The sequence below is a fragment of the Flavobacterium hydatis genome, assembly GCF_000737695.1.
Taxonomy (GTDB): domain Bacteria; phylum Bacteroidota; class Bacteroidia; order Flavobacteriales; family Flavobacteriaceae; genus Flavobacterium; species Flavobacterium hydatis.
In genome coordinates, this window is sequence record NZ_JPRM01000006.1 from 179,669 (window position 1) to 201,046 (window position 21,378).

At 32.0% G+C, this 21,378-nt stretch carries 15 protein-coding genes; 4 read left to right on the forward strand and 11 right to left on the reverse strand.

Going from position 1 to position 21,378, the window contains the following annotated elements; all coding sequences use genetic code 11:
- The first annotated feature begins 1 nt into the window (after position 1).
- Positions 2 to 1,447, forward strand: coding sequence for a RagB/SusD family nutrient uptake outer membrane protein (locus IW20_RS05325; RefSeq protein WP_035619654.1), 1,446 nt, complete (start codon positions 2 to 4; stop codon positions 1,445 to 1,447).
- A 90-nt stretch (positions 1,448 to 1,537) separates the two neighbouring features.
- On the opposite strand, the gene IW20_RS05330 is transcribed toward IW20_RS05325, so the two are convergent.
- The gene (locus IW20_RS05330) at positions 1,538 to 2,038 is read right to left on the reverse strand and encodes a hypothetical protein (RefSeq protein WP_035619655.1); all 501 of its coding nucleotides are present in this window, start codon (positions 2,036 to 2,038) and stop codon (positions 1,538 to 1,540) included.
- Positions 2,039 to 2,117: 79 nt separating this feature from the next.
- On the reverse strand, positions 2,118 to 2,867 hold the full coding sequence (locus tag IW20_RS05335; RefSeq protein WP_394363650.1) for a rhomboid family intramembrane serine protease: 750 nt from the start codon (positions 2,865 to 2,867) through the stop codon (positions 2,118 to 2,120).
- A gap of 238 nt (positions 2,868 to 3,105) precedes the next feature.
- On the opposite strand from IW20_RS05335, the gene IW20_RS05340 reads away from it, so the two are divergent.
- Positions 3,106 to 4,383, forward strand: coding sequence for a replication-associated recombination protein A (locus IW20_RS05340; RefSeq protein WP_035619657.1), 1,278 nt, complete (start codon positions 3,106 to 3,108; stop codon positions 4,381 to 4,383).
- 16 nt (positions 4,384 to 4,399) lie between these two features.
- Here the strand turns inward: IW20_RS05340 and IW20_RS05345 are convergent, their stop codons facing one another.
- From IW20_RS05345 to IW20_RS05365, 5 genes are read right to left on the reverse strand one after another with little or no spacing between them, the layout of a single operon-like run.
- Positions 4,400 to 5,158 (reverse strand): hypothetical protein, encoded by a 759-nt coding sequence (locus tag IW20_RS05345; RefSeq protein WP_035619659.1) that lies wholly within the window; start codon positions 5,156 to 5,158, stop codon positions 4,400 to 4,402.
- 4 nt (positions 5,159 to 5,162) lie between these two features.
- A complete protein-coding gene (locus tag IW20_RS05350; RefSeq protein WP_035619661.1) occupies positions 5,163 to 5,855 on the reverse strand; it encodes a YjjG family noncanonical pyrimidine nucleotidase in 693 nt (230 codons plus the stop codon).
- Between the two features lie 2 nt (positions 5,856 to 5,857).
- Positions 5,858 to 6,553: a RadC family protein gene (gene radC, locus IW20_RS05355; RefSeq protein WP_035619663.1), complete on the reverse strand. Its 696-nt coding sequence runs from the start codon at positions 6,551 to 6,553 to the stop codon at positions 5,858 to 5,860.
- Between the two features lie 5 nt (positions 6,554 to 6,558).
- Positions 6,559 to 7,920 (reverse strand): UDP-N-acetylmuramate--L-alanine ligase, encoded by a 1,362-nt coding sequence (locus IW20_RS05360; protein WP_035619665.1) that lies wholly within the window; start codon positions 7,918 to 7,920, stop codon positions 6,559 to 6,561.
- A 44-nt stretch (positions 7,921 to 7,964) separates the two neighbouring features.
- Positions 7,965 to 8,660: a tetratricopeptide repeat protein gene (locus tag IW20_RS05365; RefSeq protein ID WP_035619666.1), complete on the reverse strand. Its 696-nt coding sequence runs from the start codon at positions 8,658 to 8,660 to the stop codon at positions 7,965 to 7,967.
- A gap of 120 nt (positions 8,661 to 8,780) precedes the next feature.
- On the opposite strand from IW20_RS05365, the gene IW20_RS05370 reads away from it, so the two are divergent.
- Complete coding sequence (locus IW20_RS05370) at positions 8,781 to 15,266, forward strand: alpha-2-macroglobulin family protein (RefSeq protein WP_035619668.1); 6,486 nt, start codon at positions 8,781 to 8,783, stop codon at positions 15,264 to 15,266.
- 67 nt (positions 15,267 to 15,333) lie between these two features.
- Here the strand turns inward: IW20_RS05370 and IW20_RS05375 are convergent, their stop codons facing one another.
- Positions 15,334 to 17,478 (reverse strand): S46 family peptidase, encoded by a 2,145-nt coding sequence (locus IW20_RS05375; RefSeq protein WP_035619670.1) that lies wholly within the window; start codon positions 17,476 to 17,478, stop codon positions 15,334 to 15,336.
- Between the two features lie 260 nt (positions 17,479 to 17,738).
- On the opposite strand from IW20_RS05375, the gene IW20_RS05380 reads away from it, so the two are divergent.
- Complete coding sequence (locus IW20_RS05380; RefSeq protein ID WP_035619672.1) at positions 17,739 to 18,269, forward strand: outer membrane beta-barrel protein; 531 nt, start codon at positions 17,739 to 17,741, stop codon at positions 18,267 to 18,269.
- Positions 18,270 to 18,342: 73 nt separating this feature from the next.
- On the opposite strand, the gene obgE is transcribed toward IW20_RS05380, so the two are convergent.
- From obgE to IW20_RS05395, 3 genes are all read right to left on the reverse strand, one after another.
- Positions 18,343 to 19,344: a GTPase ObgE gene (gene obgE / locus IW20_RS05385; protein ID WP_035619673.1), complete on the reverse strand. Its 1,002-nt coding sequence runs from the start codon at positions 19,342 to 19,344 to the stop codon at positions 18,343 to 18,345.
- Between the two features lie 78 nt (positions 19,345 to 19,422).
- Positions 19,423 to 20,697, reverse strand: a complete 1,275-nt coding sequence (locus IW20_RS05390; RefSeq protein ID WP_081912435.1) for a hemolysin family protein — start codon at positions 20,695 to 20,697, stop codon at positions 19,423 to 19,425.
- A 99-nt stretch (positions 20,698 to 20,796) separates the two neighbouring features.
- Complete coding sequence (locus IW20_RS05395) at positions 20,797 to 21,369, reverse strand: adenylate kinase (RefSeq protein WP_035619675.1); 573 nt, start codon at positions 21,367 to 21,369, stop codon at positions 20,797 to 20,799.
- Between the last annotated feature and the right edge of the window lie 9 nt (positions 21,370 to 21,378).

The window sequence follows — 21,378 nt, forward strand, 5'->3', positions numbered from 1 at the left end:
TATGAAAAAAATATTAACTATAACATTATCATTGTTGATGTTAACAAGTTGTGATAAAGAATTTCTAAACACAACACCTGAATCAACAATTAATGACGAACAGCTTGCAACATCCGAAGAAGGGTATGCTGCAATTATAAACGGTGTATATTCTGCATTAAGATCATACGGATTATCTATCGGGGCTAACCACGAAGATTACGGACACAAATCTATTCTTGCAGCAACAGATATTATGTCAAATGATGTTGTGCAAACAAAATCAAGTTGGTATGGATCTTTCTACAACTACATAGGAAGACAACAAACAAGTATTAGATCTAAACTTGCTTGGAGTACATACTATCCACAAATTAAGACTTTAAATATCGTTCTTAATGCAGTTCCTGCTGAAGCAGCAACAACTGAAAAACTGAAAAACATTAGAGGAGAAGCATTAGCTTTAAGAGGTTACCTTTACTTTATGTTAGCACGTATGTATGGCCCAACTTATGTAGGTCATCAAACAGACCTATGTGTACCTATTTACACTACAGTATCATTAGAGCCACACGCAAGATCAACTGTAAATGAAGTTTATACTTTAATAGAAAATGATTTAAAAGAATCTCTTCCTTTATTAAAAACTTATACACGTAGAAATACTTCTGCAGTTAATCTATCAGTTGCTCAGGCATTTTTAGCAGATATTTACCTTGAAATGGGTAAATATGCAGAGGCAGCAACTTTAGCGCATACTTCAAGACAAGGATATCCTTTATTAAGTGAAGGTGAATGGAACACTGGATTTTATGACGTGAGTAACAAAGATACTATGTGGGGAATAGCATTAACATCTGCACAAAGTTCTTTCGTAGCTAGTTTCTTTGGGCATTTTGATAACACTAACGGTTCTGCTTATGCAGGTGGTGGAGAGATTTACAAAAATATAGACAAAAGACTATATGATGCTATCCCTGATACCGATTACAGAAAAAAAGCATTTGTTGCTCCAACCGGAAATGTTACTTATCCTAAATTACCAGCTTATGCTAACATCAAATTTAGAGACCCTACAGTTAATGGTGGTGACTACATTTACTTAAGAGCAGCCGCAATGTACTACATCGAAGCTGAGGCTTATGCAAGATCAGGAAACGAAGCGCAAGCAGCTCAAACTTTATACGATATTACAGTAACTAGAGACCCTTCTTACGTAAAATCTACAAACACAGGAGCAGCCTTAATCAATGAAATCATTCTTCAAAAAAGAATCGAACTTTGGGGTGAAGGATTTGCTTGGTTTGACATGAAACGTTTAGGACTTCCTTTAGTAAGAGATTATGCTGGATCTAATCATGCAACTTTTGGAAAATTCAATATCCCTGCTGGTGATAATAAATTCACCTTCCAGGTTCCACAAGCAGAAATAGATGCAAATACATTAATTGTACAAAGCCCACTATAATTCTTAGTGTTCTTATAAACATAAAAACCATCCCAAATTTGGGATGGTTTTTTTTATACGAGCTATTCAATAAAATAATCAGTTTATTATCTATTTCCCCTCTTCTTTAAGGAAACAATTTAACTGCTCAATGATTGCATTTTTATGCAGCTTAAAATCATAATCTCGAACAAACTCGGTACCTTTCATATTGATACTAGCAGTAACAGCTTCGTAAGTTGAAAATGCTTTTAAATCATCTTTATCGATTATATACAATACTTGTAAAATAGAATCTTGTTTTAAGTATTGGGTGTCGTAATGTTTTAATTTATATTTTACCTTGTTTGATAATTCCAACGATAAATCATCTTTTATGTTTTTCCCCACTTCTTTTGGTGGAAATGGAATTGGCTGCAAAGCAATAAAATAATTTTCTTTATCTGTTACAATATTAATTTTTAAAGATTTTGATTGTGTCGTATAAAATGGAGTCGGGTTAATATAATAAAACATGGAACCGTCAGCCTGAATTCGATTCTGGATTTCGCATTGTGCAAAAACCATTGGCATCGACAATAAACACCCTACTAATAAACTTATCTTTTTCATATCCAGAGTTTTTGAAAGAATTAAATTATTCTAACAAAAATACTCATTAAAGAAATATGTTTTTACAATGAGCTAACAATTAGAGATTATCATCTAATTCTTCTTGTTTTACAACGGTGTACTCTACTAAAGTATCTGAATAGAAATATGGTGTTTCCTCAGGGATTTCGGTATTAACAAAATTACCATTTTCATCAAAATGTTTCATAAAATCATCCTCTTCTGGGTTAAAATCAGGTTTTTGCCAATCATACAAAATAGGCTTTTGATATTCGGGAGTTTTAAATTGTATCGACATTACAAAACCTGTAATAAAACCTGCCAAATGTCCTTCCCAAGAAATAGAGTTATCTACTTCGGGGAAAACATACCAAATCATTCCTCCGTAAAACATAATTACCGATAATGACAAAGCAACCAAACGGTAATATTTTGTTTGAATTCCTTTAAAAAAGATAAAACTTACCAAAACATAAATTAATCCACTTGCACCAATGTGATAATTAGATCTTGCAATAACCCAAGTAATCAATCCTGAAAATAATATTCCGTAAACAATTACTGCAATGGTTTGCTTAGGATAAAAAAACTGAAGCGCAGCTAATAAAACCAATAATGGTATTGAGTTATTATACAAATGACTAATATCTGCGTGGATAAAAGGACTAAAAATTATGCCTTGCAATCCCGAAAATGTTCTTGGGTAAATTCCGTGTTCGTAAAAATCAAAATCATAACGAATTTGCAACCAATATACAATCCATAAAAGCAGCACAGAAAACAATGGTAGTGCAATAACCGAATTGGTAAACTTGAAATCTTTTTCCACTATTGTATATGATTATGATTAACAACTAAATTCAAGTCAAAAATTTATCCAAAATAAATATAGTGCTATTTTGTCAGACACCGATGTATTGATTAAGCACCTTTTTTAGCCCAGATCGCAACGGCATCCTTTATTATTACTTCTTTAGTAATAATAAAGATAGAGTGAAGAGCTGGAAAAGCTCCTAAAAAAACTAATTGTGGCAACAAATTAAAATTGAAAATAGTAATTTTACAAAATGGAAGCACCATTAGCAGAACGTATAAGACCTCAGAAATTAGAAGACTATGTTAGCCAGAGTCATTTGGTTGGACCAAATGGTTCACTAACTCAACAAATAGCAAAAGGAATTATTCCTTCTTTGCTGTTTTGGGGACCTCCTGGAACTGGAAAAACAACTTTGGCACAAATCATAGCGCAAGAGTCTAAACGTCCTTTTTATATCTTAAGTGCTATAAATTCGGGGGTAAAAGACATTCGTGATGTTATCGAAAAAGCAAAACAAAGTGGCGGCTTATTTACAGCCAAAAATCCGATTTTGTTTATTGATGAGATTCATCGTTTTAGTAAATCGCAACAAGATTCACTTTTGGCAGCTGTCGAAAAAGGTTGGATAACACTTATTGGTGCAACTACCGAAAACCCGAGTTTCGAGGTAATTCCCGCTTTACTTTCCCGATGTCAAGTTTATATTTTGAATGCTTTTACAAAAAGTGATTTAGAATTATTATTACATCGTGCCATGAAAACTGATGTTGTATTGGCATCTAAAAAAATTGACTTAAAAGAAACCGAAGCTTTATTGAGGCTTTCTGGTGGTGATGGAAGAAAGTTATTAAACATTTTTGAATTGGTCATAAATGCATCGCCAGATGATAAAATAACGATAACTAACGAACGTGTCTTCGAACTTGTACAACAGAACACTGTTTTGTATGACAAAAGTGGAGAACAACATTATGATATTGTTTCGGCATTTATTAAATCAATACGCGGAAGTGATCCTAACGGTGCCGTTTACTGGTTAGCCAGAATGATTGAAGGTGGTGAAGATGTGAAATTTATTGCACGAAGAATGCTTATTCTATCGAGTGAAGATATAGGAAATGCAAACCCTACTGCATTTATAATGGCTAACAATACTTTTCAGGCTGTTACTACAATTGGTTATCCCGAAAGTAGAATAATATTAAGTCAGTGTGCAATTTATTTGGCTACATCGCCAAAAAGTAATGCATCTTATATGGCAATTGGTAACGCACAACAGTTGGTAAAACAAACTGGAGATTTGCCTGTACCAATTCATTTGCGCAACGCTCCAACAAAATTAATGAAGGAGTTAGGTTATGGTGATGATTATAAATATTCGCATGATTATGCAAATAATTTTGCAGAACAAGAGTTTCTGCCAGACGCATTATCTGAGACTGTAATATATAATCCCGGCAACAATTCTAGAGAGAATAGCAACCGGGAATTTTTGAGAAATCGTTGGAAAGATAAATACGGGTATTAACTCCGTATAAAATAGTTTAGAATTTTACAATTACTTTTTCTGAAACTAGTTTATCATTTTTATAGTATTCAAAATACCATTCGTTGTCTTTTGCATTTAATGAACCTTGAATATCTCCTTTTATAGCAATGAAAGAATCTGGACGAGACGTTTTCATTAATTTCATAACTACTTTAGGTGTTTTATCGATTAATTGATAACCTGTTTCTGTAGGTTGTGCATACAATAAATTAGGATCATTACTATTTACAACTGAGTTAACAACAGCAGCACTTGTTGTTACCGCAACAGGGGCAACTGCAACTTGATTATTTACTGAAGTCTGGTTATTATTCATAGCTCCTGATGCTTTTTTGCCATTGTACTTATAATGTAAAGCATTTATTGATAAAAAAGCTTGATTTAAAGCTTCGGCATATGCCCCATCAAAATCTTTTATTTTACTTTTCCCTATCTCTGATGTAAAAACTATTTTTCCGTAACAATCTTTAAATGTTACATATAGTTTTGTTACCAGAAAACCATTATCTCTAACTACATCTACATTCAATAATTCGCAACGGTTGTAATCTTGCGGAATTGCATCATTTGCATAAAATGCTTCGAAACCTGCTTTATTTAAATTAAACTTGGTAAGTGTAGCTAATCTGTATTGATTATCTGTCTTCATAAAATCATATTTCAACGGAATAATTACTGCTTTGTAATCATTCACTGACTGAGAAAAGCCATAGCTAGAAATAAATATAAGTAATAATAAGATTTTTGTTTTCATAATTTTATAAGTAATTTTTAAGTTCTAATAAATGGTTTATTTGTTTAATGTTATGTTCCGCTTCTACTTTTTTATCATTGAAGAAAATCGCATCAAGTCCAGCGTTTAAAGCTCCTTGAACATCGGCATCTAAACAATCTCCAATCATGATACTATTTTCTTTTTTAGAATTAGCAGAATTCAATGCATACTCAAAAATAATAGGATTTGGCTTCTTTACCCCAGCCTTTTCAGAATTTGTTATTGTCTGAAAGTATGTTTCAATATTAGAATTTGTTATTTTCTTATACTGAACTTCTGCAAATCCGTTTGTAATGATATGCAATCTGTATTTATCTTTTAAATACTCTAGAATTTCAATTGCTCCATCAAAAAGATAATTATTTAATGGCAGTAACTGAATATACTCTTCGGCCATTTCATCTATTGATGCATCTGAAACAACATAATCTAAAGCATCAAAAGTATGTTTTAGTCTATTATAACGTAATTCTACATGCGAAATCTTATCGTTTTGATACAATTTCCAACAAGCTTGATTTATTGGAATATACTTTTCTATAAAAGCATTAATTTCAATTGTCGGGTGATTTTTTTTCAAAATAGCTTCGAATGCTAACTCTGAGTTTTTATCAAAATCCCAAAGCGTATGATCTAAATCAAAAAAAACATCTGTAATTATGGTATTATTTTTCATTCTTAAAAAATTCCTTCGTCTAAAAAACTGTAATATCCAGTTTCGATAATTATAATATGATCTAACACTTTAATATCTAAGCTTTCACCTGCCAATTTAAGCTTTTTTGTAATTTGTTTATCAGCTTCGCTAGGATTTAATCCTCCTGAAGGATGATTGTGACATAAAATCAGTGAGGTTGCTCCTATCTCTAATGCCATCTTAAAGACTAAACGAACATCTACCAGCGTGCCGGTAATTCCTCCTTTACTCAATTGAGATTTTGAAATAACTTTATTTGAGTTATTCAAAAATATAATCCAAAACTCTTCATGCGGTAATTCGCCAATGATAGGCTGCATGATTTCAAAAACTATTTTACTCGATGTAATCTTGATTAAATCAGCAACATCTTCTGCCCTTCTGCGTCGTCCTAATTCGGTTGCAGCAATTATAGAAATAGCTTTAGCCTCTCCTATTCCTTTAAAACCTATTAATTGCGTGATAGATAATTTGCCTAAAGTATTAAGATTATTATCTACACTGGAGAGAATTCTTTTACTCAAATCTACCGCCGATTCGTTTTTGCTTCCTGAACCAATCAAAATAGCGATTAGTTCAGCATCACTTAAAATATCTTTGCCTTTTAGCATCAATTTTTCACGTGGTTTATCGTCTTCGGACCAATTGGATATAGATAAAAAAGAACTTTCTTCCATTAACGTTATAGTATTGTAATTAATCCCTTTACATCATCAAAGTTCAAACCACCGTAATTTCCCGAACTCATTAATAACAATGCCGAATTTTCTAGATTTAAATTGAATAAATAATCTTTAAAGTCTTTTGGGTTTGTATAGATAATCAAATCTTTACGATTAAAAGCTGTCGCGATTTGCTCGTAAGTTACCTCTTCTAATTGTTTTATTTTTACTGCATCTGGCGAATAAAAAACTACAGCAACATCTGCGTATTCTAAAGCTCCTTCATATTCTTTTAAGAAATCCGCATTTAAACTACTATAGGTGTGTAACTCTAAACAAGCTATTAATGTACGATTTGGGTATTGTTCTTTTACCGCTTTTGTTGTTGCAGCAACTTTACTTGGTGAATGTGCAAAATCTTTATAAGCAACTTTATCCTTTGTTTCTGCAATTTTCTCTAAACGTTTAGAAGCTCCTTTAAAACTAGCAATTGCTTCATAAAAATCAGCTTCATCTACACCCATATTTTGGCAAATCCATTTTGCCCCAGCTAAGTTATTTAAGTTATGAGCTCCAAAAACTTCTATAGGCATATTCCCTTCTGGAGTTTCAAGAAGTGTTACTCCGTCGCTTACCGTATAATTTGGTGTCTGATATGGTAATTTTCTTATTGGGTTCGTAGCCGCTTCTGCCACACGTTTCACTTCCGAGTCATCTTCATTATAAACCAATATTCCTCCGTTTGTAATTTTTTCGATAAAAATTTCAAATTGCTCTACATAGTTCTCATAAGTAGGAAAAACATTGATATGATCCCAAGCAATTCCAGAAATCAAAGCAATGTTTGGTTGATATAAATGAAACTTTGGTCTTCTGTCTATTGGTGAAGATAAATACTCATCTCCTTCCAGAACCATAAAATCATTCTCTTCGGTAAGATGCACCATAGTATCAAATCCTTCTAATTGTGCACCAACCATATAATCGACCTCGATATTATGATAATGCATTACGTGCAAAATCATCGAAGTAATTGTAGTTTTTCCGTGAGAACCTCCAATAACAACACGTGTTTTATTCTTTGATTGTTCGTATAAAAACTCTGGATAAGAATAAATTTTCAATCCTAATTCTTGAGCTTTTAGTAATTCTGGATTATCTGCCTTAGCATGCATTCCTAAAATTACAGCCTCGATATCTGAAGTAATTTTTTCAGGAAACCAACCCATTTCCAGAGGCAAAATTCCTTTTTTCTCCAAGCGTGATTTCGAAGGTTCAAAAATCGCATCATCACTTCCTGTTACTTGATATCCTTTATTGTGTAATGCTAATGCCAGATTGTGCATTGCACTCCCACCTATGGCGATAAAATGTGTTCTCATTTTAGTTTGTTCGGTTATTCGTTTATTTATTATTGGTCAGTTAATTAGTGCTGATTCTGTTTGTATTCTTCCAAAATCGTTTTGGCCTTTTCAGGCTGATTCATTTTTTTCTGATACAAATTAGCAAGCATTAAATAACTGGCTTTTGATTTACTTACAATGATGGCATGTTTATATTGTCGTTCAGCATCCAAATATCTTTTAAAATATTCATCGATATGCCCTCTTGACAAATAACCATCTATCGGTGAAAGTTTTAACAATTCATCCGAATATTTTAAAGCTTTAGTCTGACTACCTCCCGCAATTCCTGGCAGTTGCAAATTTAATTCTATAAGCGCCCAACGTGCTTCTATATGTTTAGAGTCTAGTACAATTGCTTGCTCAAATGAACCTCTTACTTCATCTATCATTCCAAAAGCCTTAAACTTACTTACTCCAAGGGCTTTCATACCTAAAGCTGCTCCATATTTATAAAAATAGTTAGCTCCAGATGGGTTAAGTTGTTTTAACTTTTTATAATACCCAACTGCCTGATCCCATTCTTTAGTATGAGTAGCAATATCTCCTAAATATTCAATTGTTTTTAAATCAGATGGTTTTTCTTTTAAAACTGATTCAAAAAGTAATTTAGCTTTATCAAATTTGCGTGCTTCAAATAACTTCTGTGCCTTGTCAAAATTAGATTGCGACCATATTAAGGTCGGAAGCAAAAGAAAGACAATTATTATTTGTTTCATTCTTCAAAAATAGTGGAAATATAAAACGTATCATTTCTTTTTAAGTATAAATTAGTAATTTGTACGAGATTTATTTTCAATACTACATCAATCTTTTAAAATAATACTAAACCAGTTTTTATGAAGAATATCTATTTTGTCTTATTACTAATTTCCACCTCCTTATTTGGGCAACAATATGAAAAGAACTGGAATAAAGTAATTGAAAACGAAAAACTCGGCAAAATAAAAACCGCCAATCAAATTGTTTCAAAAATTTACAAAAAAGCAGTTGCCGATAAAGACGAAGTACAAATTATAAAATGCTTTTTTTATAATTCAAAATACCTACAAGTTGTTGACGAAAATGCTCAATCAAAGATTCTAGACAACTTGAAATTTGAAATAAATCGGGCTTCAATACCATCAAAAGCAATTCTAAATTTAGTTTATGCTAAATGTTTGAATGATTATTATACTCGAAATGATTATAAAATTGGAAGGAGAACAAATGCCACTTTTTTAAATGATGATTTTTTGACATGGACCGAAACCTATTTCAAAGATCAGATTAATCTAGCACTGAAGAATTCTCTAGAAAATGAAACCGTTTTAAAGAATACTCCTTTAATAAAATACGAACTCATTTTTGATTATTCAACTATAGACAGGTTCAAGACCTTGGGTTTATTAGACTATGTTATATCAGAAAACATTGGAATTTATACACAAAAAATTCGCCAGTGGGGAATCCAAAAAAGTGATTTTTCACCTTATAAAAAAGACTTATTAGCAAAATCAGATACTTTTTTAAAGCTAAATTTTGACTTTATAACAAACGAAAATCTAAAATTGACTTTAAAATTATATCAAAGACAAGAAGCAAACAAGCCTAATACAGAAAACTTATGGCAACGAATTCAGTTTTGCAAACAATATTTAATAGATTTTGATAATGACTATTTCCAAGCATTAATATCTCTCCAAAAAAGTTCAACTGACATACTTTTAATTCAAAAAATTCAATTAGAGAAAGCTACATATTTATCGGAAAATGCTTCAAAAAAAGACTATCCAAATTATAACATTCAAGCAATTAAAACTTTAGATAGTATCCTAAATATAAATAATCGTTCGAATGCCTATAAATTAGCTATTCAAAAAAAAGAAACTATTTTAAATAAGACTTTGAATGTAGAGCTTCAAAAATACAATTATGACAATGAAAATACCCGAGCATTTGTAAAATATAAAAATGTTGAAAATTTTAAAATTTCATTTTATAGAATAACCCAAAATCAAATTACTTATTTAGAAAGATATAATTCAAAAAGAGACAGTGTAAAAAACTTCATTATTGAAAACAAACAACCCATTGTTACAAAGTCTTATTCCCTTACCAATAAAAAGGACTTTTTAGAATATTCAACCGAAGTACTACTTCCACAACTAAAAACGGGCTCATATTTAGTGTATTTTGAAAGTGAATCCGATTCAAAAGACAGGAAAGCTTTTACTTTTGAAACCATTACAATTTCGAACATAATACTTTTAGCCTCACAGAACAATAAATCAGAATTTTATCAGGTTTTAGATAGGAAAACAGGAAAACCATTAGAAAATGTAACTATTCAATCCTCAACTTTCAACATTAAAACCAATAAAAATGGAGTTGCCGTTTTTAATAAAACAAAGGAAAATTCCGCTTATGAAGTTATAAACTTGTACAATACAAGCGATACACTTTCGATTAAAAAAAACTATTTATACTACAATAGTGAGTATTCATCAGAAGATAAAGAAACCTCTAAAGGGAAAGTCGAATTTTATCTAGACCGCGCCATTTATAGACCAGGACAAACTGTATATTACAAAGGAATTGCTGTACAGAAAATAAAGCAAAAAACATCAGTCATCCCAAATACAAGATTTAGCATTATTATTGAAGATGCCGATAATGATGAACTCAAAAAATTTGATGTAACCACAAATGAATTTGGTTCTTTCTCTGGTGAATTTGTGTTGCCAAAAACAGGACTTACAGGAAACTACACAATAACTACTGAAGAGCCAGATAATTATGAAAATGATGTAGTTTACAACAAAAAAGAAGACGAACACCCATTCTGGGATAAGGTTGATTTTGAAGATTCTAAAATCGACTTTAGAGTTGAAGAATACAAACGCCCAAAATTTGAAGTTACTTTTGAACCTAAAAAAGAAAGCTTTCAACTTAACCAATCAATAAAGATAAAAGGCAATGCTAAAGCTTTTGCAGGAAGTAACATCTCTGACGCAAACGTAACTTATACCGTAAGTAGATATACTAGTTATTTTAGAAACTATTATTCCCAAGAGCAGAATGAAACTATTGCTAGTGGTGAAACCAAAACTGATACTTCAGGAAAATTTATAATTGAATTTATTGCTCAGCCTTCTAAAAACGCAATAAAAGAACAATTGCCTATTTTCAATTATCTCATAAAAGCAACTGTAACAGATATAAATGGTGAAACCCATGAATCTGAGACAACTATTAAAGTAGGTTATCATGATTTAAATTTAAATGCAATAATTGCCAGCAAAATTGAAACTAAAAACAAAAACGAAATCAAACTTAACAGCACCAACTTAAATAGTGAGTTTCTAGCTGTAAAAGGTGAACTGAAGATATATTTCATCAGCCCACAATCATCTAAATTCAAAGGAAGAATTTTTCCTCAGCCAGATATCGAAGGTATATCACCACAAGATTTTGAAAAATTATTTCCTTACGAAAACAATCCGAATCTTAAAGAAAAAATAACTGAATCGTTAGTCTTTTCTAAAAATATTAACACCGAAAATGACAAAATTATTCCTTTAGATTTTATCTCAAATTATAAATCGGGAGATTACAAAATTGTTTTTTCAGCAAAAGACAGCTTTAATAATCTGATTGAAAACATTTCAAATTTCGAGCTTATACAAAGCAAAGACAAATTTGACACTAGTAGATTATTTAATGCACAACAAATTAATATAGACCCAAAGAAAGATGGTTTTGTATTAATAAAACTTTCATCTGTTGTTCCTGAATTATACATAACTGCAACTGGAAATTATAATAGTTCCATCTATTATGAGGAAACTTATCATCTTCAAGATAACGAAACTACAATTAAAATTCCTTTGAAAAAAGATTTCCAAAATGTGGTAAGCCTCACCTTTGAAAGCATATTCGAAAATGATAGATTCAATTCTAATCTTACTGTATTTCTAAAAACCGAAAATCCGCAATTAAAATTTAATGTAGAAACTTTTAGAAGTAAAATACAACCCGGAAGTAACGAAAGTTGGTCTTTTAAGTTAAAAGGAAATAAGACTAAAAATGAAGCTGAAGTACTGGCATCAATGTATGATAGTTCTTTAGATCAGTTTAGCACAAAAGAATGGAATGGTTTAACTTTTAATGAATATAATATCGGAACTACCTATAAATCACTTTTAGGTTTTGAAAAAACTAACACATCAATTTCTAACTTGAATAATCCCTCAAACCGTATAAATTTAAGAAACGAAAGCACTAAATTAATTTGGTTTGGGTTTGACTTTAATAATAGTACTGATGCTCTATATCTGCAAAAAGAATATCAAAGACAACTCAATAAAAAAATCAAAAAACCTTTAAACGCTAAAATGATTTCTGGAGTCATCTCAGATAATAAAGGTTTACCAATTCCAGGCGTATCAATCACTATCAAAGATACTCAGAGAAGTGCCAGTTCTGATTTTGATGGATATTACGAGATTGAAGCTGTAAATGGCGAAGAATTAGTCTTTTCGTTTATAGGATACGATAGTCAATCAATTATTATACAAAACAAAAAAAACCTTGATATTATTTTAGAGGAAGCTTCACAGAGCTTACAAGAAGTTATAGTTACTGCGTATGGAATTAAAAGAGAAAAAAAATCACTCGGATATGCTGTTAGAAAAGTCAGTTCAGAGAGTATTGAAGTTGAAGAAGACAATCAAGTATATAGTATTGCAGGCACATTATCAGGAATAGTAAAAGGAATAGCAATAAGAGGAGTTGGTTCTCTTGATTCAAATAGCAATCTTTTATATATACTCGATGGTGAAGTTGTCTCCGAAAACTCTGTTAAAAACCTTAACCCTAACGACATTCTTTCTATGGATGTTTTAAAAGCCCCACAAGCAATTGCTCTTTATGGAAGCAAAGCTGCCAATGGTGCGATAATCATTACTACAAAAAATGCTCTAGAAGAACTAACACAAGTAAAAGCAAGAAAAAATCTATCAGAAACTGCTTTCTTTTACCCTAATTTAAAAACTGATGCCAACGGTAAACTAAGTTTTAACTTTACTTCTCCAGAAGCTTTAACAGCTTGGAAACTTCGATTAATGGCACATAACAAAGCTGCTGTTTCGGGTTATCTTGAGAGAACAGTGATTACACAAAAAGAACTAATGGTTTTGCCGAATTTCCCAAGGTTCTTTAAAGAAAAAGATACTATTGTTATCAGCACAAAAATAGCTAACATTACTGGGGAAGCTAAAACTGGAATTGCCGTTTTACAGTTTTTTGATGCTGTAACCATGCAACCTATTGATGCCAAAATGCTAAACGCAAAAAACATCCGAAACTTTACAATTCCAGCATTTGGCAATACAACTGCAAGTTGGACCATTTCAATTCCAGAAGGTTTACAAGGTGTACAATATAAAATTCTAGCCAAATCAGGTAATTTCTCTGATGGAGAAGAAAACATACTTCCTGTTTTAACTAATAATATGTTGGTCACCGAAAGTATCCCAATTTGGGTTCGAGAGAATTCAGCCAAAGAATATACGTTTGAGAATCTAAAAAACAATACTTCTACAACTTTAAAAAATCACCAACTTACATTAGAATATACTTCTAATCCTGCTTGGATTGCGATTCAGTCTTTGCCTTATTTGATGGAATATGAACATGAATGTGCCGAACAAACTTTTGCGCGTTTTTATGCAAATTCTTTGGCCTCAGAAATCATATCGAGTAATCCGAAGATTGCAACTGTTTTTGAAAATTGGAGAAAGAACGGAAAACTGAATTCGAAATTAGAAGAAAACGAAGAACTAAAATCAATTATTCTAGCAGAAACTCCTTGGTTAAATGATGCACAAAGCGAAGACGAAAAGAAAAAGAATATGGCACTTTTATTTGATTTAGAAAAAATGAAAGCTTCGCAAGAAGCTACTTTTGATAAATTAAAACAAAAACAAAAAGCATCTGGAGGATTCTCTTGGTTTGACGGAAGTGACGAAAACGAATATATTACAAGACACATTCTAGCAGGTTTAGGTCATTTAACTAAATTGAATAAAACTGAAGATAATGATGCTAAAATTGATGTTATTGCCAAAACTGGAATTCCGTTTTTAGACAATAAATTTTTGGAATATTATAAAATCCAAACTAAAAACTTAAAAGCATCTAATAAACTAATCTGGATTAATCCTTATTCTGATTTGCATTATCTCTATACCAGAAGTTTTTATTTAGATAATTATCCTCTATCAGACACTTTAAAAAAAGCAACTAAATTGTACTTGGAAACAGCCAAAAAAGATTGGCTAAAATATTCTCTTTACGAAAAAGGACTAGCTGCATTAACCCTAAATCGTTTCGGAGAAAGTGAAACTGCTAAAAAAATTATTGAGAGCTTAAAAGAATCGGCTTCTAACAATGAAGATTGGGGAATGTATTGGATATCTAACAAAGCGGGATGGTATTGGTACCAAGCACCTATAGAAACTCAGGCATTATTAATTGAGGCTTTCGCCGAAGTAAATCACGACACCAAATCTGTTGATGCAATGAAAGTCTGGCTATTAAAAAATAAACAAACCAAAAACTGGCCATCAACAAAATCGACTACCGAAGCTATTTATGCTTTATTAATGCAAGGCAATGATTGGTTAAGTGTAAAGGACAATACAGTCATTAAAGTTGGAGATGAAAAAATCCTAACCAAAAAACTAACCGAAAACGAAAAAGAAGCTGCAACTGGTTATATCAAACTCAACTGGAAAGCTGATGAAGTAAAAAAAGAAATGGCTTCTATAAAAATCGAGAACAAATCAAAAGTTCCAGGTTTTGGAGGCGCGTATTGGCAATATTTTGAAGATTTAGACAAAATTAAAACCAACCCAAATACAGCTTTATCAGTTTCTAAAGAATTATATATAAGAACAAAGGCAGTTGGCGGAGATCAATTACAGAAAATCACAACTAAATCTCCTTTAAAAATTGGCGATTTAATCACGGTAAGATTAATCATTTCGTCCAAAGAAGATATGGAATTTGTTCATTTAAAAGATATGAGAGCCTCTTGTTTTGAACCTGTAAATGTTCTTTCAGAATATAAATACAAAGATCGATTAGGATATTATATGAGTACAAAAGATGCCGCAACACATTTTTTCTTTGATCGAATAAATAAAGGAACATATGTAATAGAATATGACATTAGAGTAAATAATGGCGGTAACTTCTCTAACGGAATTACAACAATCGAAAGTATGTATGCTCCAGAATATTCAAACCATACCAAAGGTATAAGAGTAAATATAAAATAAGTTAAGAGCAACAAAAAACCCCATCTCATACAAATGAGATGGGGTTTTGTAATTATAGAAACTACTATTACTTCACAATTGTCATTTCATCAACAATGTGTTTAGCTCCTGCATATTTATCGATAATCCAAAGTACGTAACGAATATCAACATTGATAGTTCTTTGTAATTTAGGGTCAAAAATAACATCTCCAGCCATAGCTTCGATATTACCATCAAAAGCAACTCCTATTAATTCTCCTTTTCCGTTAAGAACTGGTGAACCTGAGTTTCCTCCTGTAATATCATTATCTGTTAAAAAGTTTACTGGCATATATCCAGCTTTGTCTGCATATTGACCAAAATCTTTTGCTTTGTTCAATTCTAATAATCTAGCTGGCAAGTCAAATTCTTGATCTCCTGCTTTATACTTTTTAACCATTCCGGCCATTGTAGTATAATTATTAATCTTAGCATCGTTTCTCTTATCTTCTGGTAAAGCACGAACTTTTCCGTAAGTTAATCTTAAAGTAGAGTTTGCATCTGGGTATTTAATTGTGTTTAATTTAGACACTCTTAAACCTTCTACAAGTTCACGGTAAGCAATTGCAAAACTATCATCAGCTTTTAATTGTCCGTCTGTTTTAGTACGGTATTTAGTTAGCAAATCGTTAGAGATAATATACAATGGATCGTGTACAATCGCCAATGGTTTAGGGTCAGCCATAAATGCTAATACTTTATCTTTAGTTGTAAAATAACTTATTTCAGTCGCTTTTGCAACATCTGCAGTAAAATCACCATTATTCTCTGATTTCATTTTAGCTATTTGTGGAGCTAAACCATACTCAGCAGCTTTTGCAGCGTATAAATTCAATTGAGCAGTTAATACATCTTTTTCAAGCGGTGCATAAAACTCTCCATAAACACTTTCAATCATTGCATTAATCTTAGGTAACATCTCTGCTTTTTTAGCATCGTTTTCCTTGTAATAAGCAATTAATGCATTACCTAAATTTGCAGGTCCTGTAGCGTAATTAGAAGTACGCAAAAGTTGTATTAAGTAATTATCGTGAGTCGCTTTTAAATTAGTTTCTCTATAATAACCATTAATAGTAGGAATTACATTTTCGTATTTTTCTTTATTCTCTGGTTTAGTTGCCCATTCGTAGAACTTATCTTCTTGTTCTGTTTTTGTAGCTACTGTTCCCGCTTTTGTTAAAGCATCGATCATACCTTGACGGTTTTTCCAGTAGTTTGCTGTCGAAGCATATTTAGACGCATATTGCAAACGAACTGTTGCATCTTTGTCCATATACTTTTTCATTTGGTCCATTCCAGTTTTTGCACCTTCAACCCAAGCAGGGTAAGCATACTTAATGTTTTGCTCAATTCCACCTGCTGGCATCCAACGGTTTGTTCTTCCTGGATAACCTAAAATCATGGCAAAATCATTCTCTTTAACACCTTTTAAACTTACAGGTAAGTAATGTTTTGGTTGTAAAGGCACATTGTCTTTAGAATATTCTGCAGGATTTCCGTTTTTATCGGCATATACTCTAAACATAGAGAAATCTCCAGTATGACGTGGCCACTCCCAGTTATCAGTATCTCCTCCAAATTTACCAACACTTTCTGGTGGTGTTCCTACTAAACGTACATCTTTGTAATCTTGGTATACAAAATAGTAGTATTCGTTTCCTTGAAAGAATGGACGAACTGAAACAGTATATTTTCCACCTTCATTATTTTCTTGCTCAATTAAAGCAATTTCTTGCTGAATAACTTTGTTTCTTTCAGCTTCAGTCATTTTATCATTTACTTTAGATAAAATTCTTTTAGAAACATCATCCATACGAACGAAGAAACGAACATATAATGATTTTGGTTTCATCTCGGCACTTTTATCTTTTGCCCAAAAACCATTTTTTAAGTAATTCTGCTCTTCAGTAGAAAGTTCTGCAATTGCGTCGTAACCACAGTGGTGATTTGTTAAAACTAAACCGTTTTTAGAAACGATTTCGGCAGTACATCCTCCGTTAAACTGAACGATAGCATCTTTCAAACTATGGTTGTTGATACTATAAATTTCTTCGGATGTAAGTTGCAAGCCCATCTTCTGCATATCTCTATGGTTTAATCTCTCGATAAACATCAAGAACCACATTCCCTCATCTGCTCTCACAGGAAAAGCCATAAGGCACATTGTCAAAAATAAAATTATTTTTTTCATACGTATTAAATATTATTAGTTCTGCGAATATAGTGCATTTTCACAATTAAACATCTAACCAGAATCCCTAAAATAAACATATCAACCAAATCACACCTAATATTTATGAATTCCGCAGATTCAAAAACAATTCCACATTCATATATTCATTTTATTTCACAATTAAATATGTAATAAATAATTTATTAAAAATTAATTACTCATAATCAATTTCTTATAAAAAAATCTATACTTTTGCATAAATTAAATTTATATTAGAGATGAAAAAATTACTATTATGTGTTGCTTTAGTTGTTTCTGCAATGGCTACTGCACAAAAAGGGTCAATACTTGTAGGAGGAAACGTAGGATATTCTTCTGAAAAAATTGGCGATGCAAAGGCAGAATCATTTGAATTTTCTCCAAGATTTGGTTATCAGTTTTCAGAAAGCTGGACTGCAGGAGTTGACGCTACTATTGGTAGCATCCACAATGATCTTGTTGACAACTCTAACAATCAAAAGATTGGAGCATTTGTTCGTTACTCTAGACCATTAAACGAAACGTTTGCAATTTTTGCTGACATAGGATCTGGTTACCAACAAAACTCTATTAATGATGCTAAAGGAATGTACGCTTACATTACTCCAGCTTTATTCATAAACATGAAAAGAGGTTTTGGTTTAAATTTCTCTATTGGAGGACTTAACTACGACAACATTGATGGAAAAAATGACCCAAGACAAGAACGTATTGGATTCAATTTCGGAAAAACAATGAACATTGGTATTTCTAAAAACTTCAGTTTGTAAAAACACCTTGCCCCATAAAATAAAAAACCACCAATTGGTGGTTTTTTTATTTTATGATATATCTATAATAGAATTAATCATTCAACATTTTCCACAATTTATCTTTCAATTCAGATAGTCCTTGCTGCGCAACAGATGATATAAACATATAAGGAACATCTTTAAAAGCAACATCAAGTTCAGTCTTTAATTCAGCTTTAAGTTCGTCATCTAGCATATCACATTTAGAGATCACTAACAAACGCTCTTTATCTAGCATTTCAGGATTATACTTAGTTAATTCATTAACCAAGATGTCATACTCTCCTTTAATGTCTGGTGTATCTACAGGAACAAGAAATAATAAGGTTGAGTTACGCTCTATATGACGCAAGAAATAATGACCTAATCCCTTTCCTTCAGCAGCACCCTCGATAATTCCAGGAATATCTGCAATTACAAAAGATTGAAAATCTCTATAAGCTACAATACCTAAATTTGGTTTTAATGTTGTAAACGGATAATCGGCAATTTTAGGCTTTGCAGATGTTAATACAGATAATAAGGTAGATTTCCCTGCATTAGGAAAACCAACTAATCCTACATCGGCAAGAACTTTAAGTTCTAATATTACATCCATTTCTACACCTGGCAAACCTGGTTGTGCATATCTTGGAGTTTGGTTTGTAGAACTTCTAAAATGCCAGTTTCCTAAACCACCTTTTCCTCCTCTAGAAAGGATTTGTTTTTCTCCGTGCTCCGTAATTTCAAACAAGGTTTCGCCTGTTTCTTTATCTTTTACAACAGTACCCAATGGCACTTCAATAAATTTATCATCACCATCGGCTCCAGTACTTCTGTCACCTCCACCATCTCCACCGTGACCCGCTTTAATATGACGAGCAAACTTTAAATGAAACAATGTCCAAAGTCCTTTATTCCCAACTAAAAAAACATGACCACCACGACCACCATCTCCACCATCTGGACCACCTTTTTCAATAAACTTCTCTCTATGTAAATGCGTAGAACCTTTTCCTCCTTTACCGGAAGAAACAAATATTTTAACGTAATCTACAAAATTTCCCTCTGTCATATTTCTCAGTATTCAGTCGCAGTTACATTTTTCAGTGCTATTTGCAATTGAAAACTGTAACTGAAAACTATTTTAATGTTAACCTTTTAATGCTTTTATTAATACTTTATCAATCTTTACGCCATCCATATCGATGACCTCTAATTCAAATTTTTGCCAAATTAATTTCTCGCCTTCTTTTGGAATACGAGATAATTCAGTCATTATTAAACCACTTACCGTGGTAACTTCATAATCATTAATTAATTCATCTAACTCAAAATAAGTTAAGAAATCATGTAATGAATAATGTCCATCGACCAACCAAGTTCCGTCTTCTCTTTCTATTAACTGAAATTCGTCTTTATAAAAATCGGCAGCATCTCCTACAAGAGCTTCCAGAATATCATTTAATGTTATAATTCCTTGGAAAATTCCATATTCATCAGAAACGAATGCATAATGGATTCCTGTTTTCTTAAAATTCTCTAATGCTTTGTAAGCCGTTGTCTGCTCCATTATAAAAGGAGCTTCAGTCATTATAGACGCTAAGCTGAAATCTTCTTTTTCAATATTAGCAAAGATAGTTTTCAAGTTAACAACCCCCGAAATATCATCATAGTTCTCTGTATAAACAGGATAAATGGAGTGTAAATCTTCTAAAATTAATTCTTTTACACGCTGTTTATCTGAATTTAACGGCAAGAAAACCACCGATTTTCTGTGTGTCATTAACGAGTTTACTTTTCTATCACCGATATGAAAAACACGTTCCACAATATCTTGTTCTATCTCCTGTACTTCACCACCCTCTGTACCTTCTTTAATAATGGCTTTTATTTCTTCTTCGGTAACTTTACCATCGGCAGTAGGCTTTATTTGCAAAACATTCAATAAAAAATCTGTCGAATTAGTCAGCAACCAAATAAATGGAGCTGTAATAATCGAGATAACCTTCATTGGCAAAGCCACAGCTTTGGCTATAGCCTCTGGATGATTCAAACCAATTCTCTTAGGCAACAACTCACCCAAAACAAGAGAAAAGAAAGTTAAAACTACAACTACAATCCCTACAGCAACAGAATGTGCGTAAGGCTGTAAAACTTCAAATTTGCTTACAAAAACCTCAACATCCATCGTGATTTTATCTCCACTATAAATACCTGTCAAAATCCCTATTAAGGTAATTCCGATTTGTACAGTCGATAAAAACTTATTTGGCGAATTGGCTAAATCAAGAGCGATTTTAGCACTTTTATTTCCTTTTTTGGCTGCTGTCTCTAATCTATTCTTCCTTGCCGAAATCAATGCGATTTCCGACATAGAGAAAACCCCATTTAAAATTATTAGAAAAAATATTATTAGTATCTCCATTTTTATATTTAAACATTTAAAGTTTAAAGCCTAAAATTTGCCCAAATAAATATTACTCAGGCAAATCTTAAACCTTAAACTTTAAACTATTTCTTTTTATTACAAATTATCAATTACACTAGTCAAACGCTCCGTTATTTCTTCAATAGATCCGATTCCGTTTACAGCGTGAAATTTATTTTGCTCTTTATAATATCCTATTAATGGAGCTGTTTTTTCATTATATTCCTGATATCTAACACGAATTTTTTCTTCGTCCTGATCATCAGCTCTACCACTTGTTTTTCCTCTTTCTAATAAACGAGCTACCAGAATTTCATCATCAGCTTCTAAAGCGATTGTAGCTGTAACACTAGATCCAATTGTTGGTAAAAATTCATCTAAAGCTCTTGCCTGATCTAATGTTCTTGGGTAGCCGTCAAACAAAAAACCTTCTGTATCAAGATGTTTGTTTACTTCATCTATTAACATTGCAGTGGTAACTTCGCAAGGAACTAATTCGCCATTGTCCATAAAAACTCTTGCTTTCTTACCTAAATCTGTATCGTTTTTTAAATTAAAGCGAAAAATATCTCCTGTTGAAAGATGCGTTAATTTATATTTTTCTTTTAAAAATTCTGCCTGAGTTCCTTTTCCTGCTCCAGGTTTTCCGAATAAAACAATATTAATCATAGTTTGTGT

Excerpts from the sequence above, each read along its gene's own strand:
- IW20_RS05380 (WP_035619672.1), top strand. The coding sequence starts at position 17,739 with ATGAAAAAATTACTATTATGTGTTGCTTTAGTTGTTTCTGCAATGGCT.
- IW20_RS05340 (WP_035619657.1), top strand. The coding sequence starts at position 3,106 with ATGGAAGCACCATTAGCAGAACGTATAAGACCTCAGAAATTAGAAGAC.
- IW20_RS05330 (WP_035619655.1), bottom strand. The coding sequence starts at position 2,038 with ATGAAAAAGATAAGTTTATTAGTAGGGTGTTTATTGTCGATGCCAATG.
- IW20_RS05365 (WP_035619666.1), bottom strand. The coding sequence starts at position 8,660 with ATGAAACAAATAATAATTGTCTTTCTTTTGCTTCCGACCTTAATATGG.
- IW20_RS05395 (WP_035619675.1), bottom strand. The coding sequence starts at position 21,369 with ATGATTAATATTGTTTTATTCGGAAAACCTGGAGCAGGAAAAGGAACT.
- IW20_RS05390 (WP_081912435.1), bottom strand. The coding sequence starts at position 20,697 with ATGGAGATACTAATAATATTTTTTCTAATAATTTTAAATGGGGTTTTC.
- IW20_RS05350 (WP_035619661.1), bottom strand. The coding sequence starts at position 5,855 with ATGAAAAATAATACCATAATTACAGATGTTTTTTTTGATTTAGATCAT.
- obgE (WP_035619673.1), bottom strand. The coding sequence starts at position 19,344 with ATGACAGAGGGAAATTTTGTAGATTACGTTAAAATATTTGTTTCTTCC.
- IW20_RS05375 (WP_035619670.1), bottom strand. The coding sequence starts at position 17,478 with ATGAAAAAAATAATTTTATTTTTGACAATGTGCCTTATGGCTTTTCCT.
- IW20_RS05345 (WP_035619659.1), bottom strand. The coding sequence starts at position 5,158 with ATGAAAACAAAAATCTTATTATTACTTATATTTATTTCTAGCTATGGC.
- radC (WP_035619663.1), bottom strand. The coding sequence starts at position 6,553 with ATGGAAGAAAGTTCTTTTTTATCTATATCCAATTGGTCCGAAGACGAT.
- IW20_RS05360 (WP_035619665.1), bottom strand. The coding sequence starts at position 7,920 with ATGAGAACACATTTTATCGCCATAGGTGGGAGTGCAATGCACAATCTG.
- IW20_RS05325 (WP_035619654.1), top strand. The coding sequence starts at position 2 with ATGAAAAAAATATTAACTATAACATTATCATTGTTGATGTTAACAAGT.
- IW20_RS05370 (WP_035619668.1), top strand. The coding sequence starts at position 8,781 with ATGAAGAATATCTATTTTGTCTTATTACTAATTTCCACCTCCTTATTT.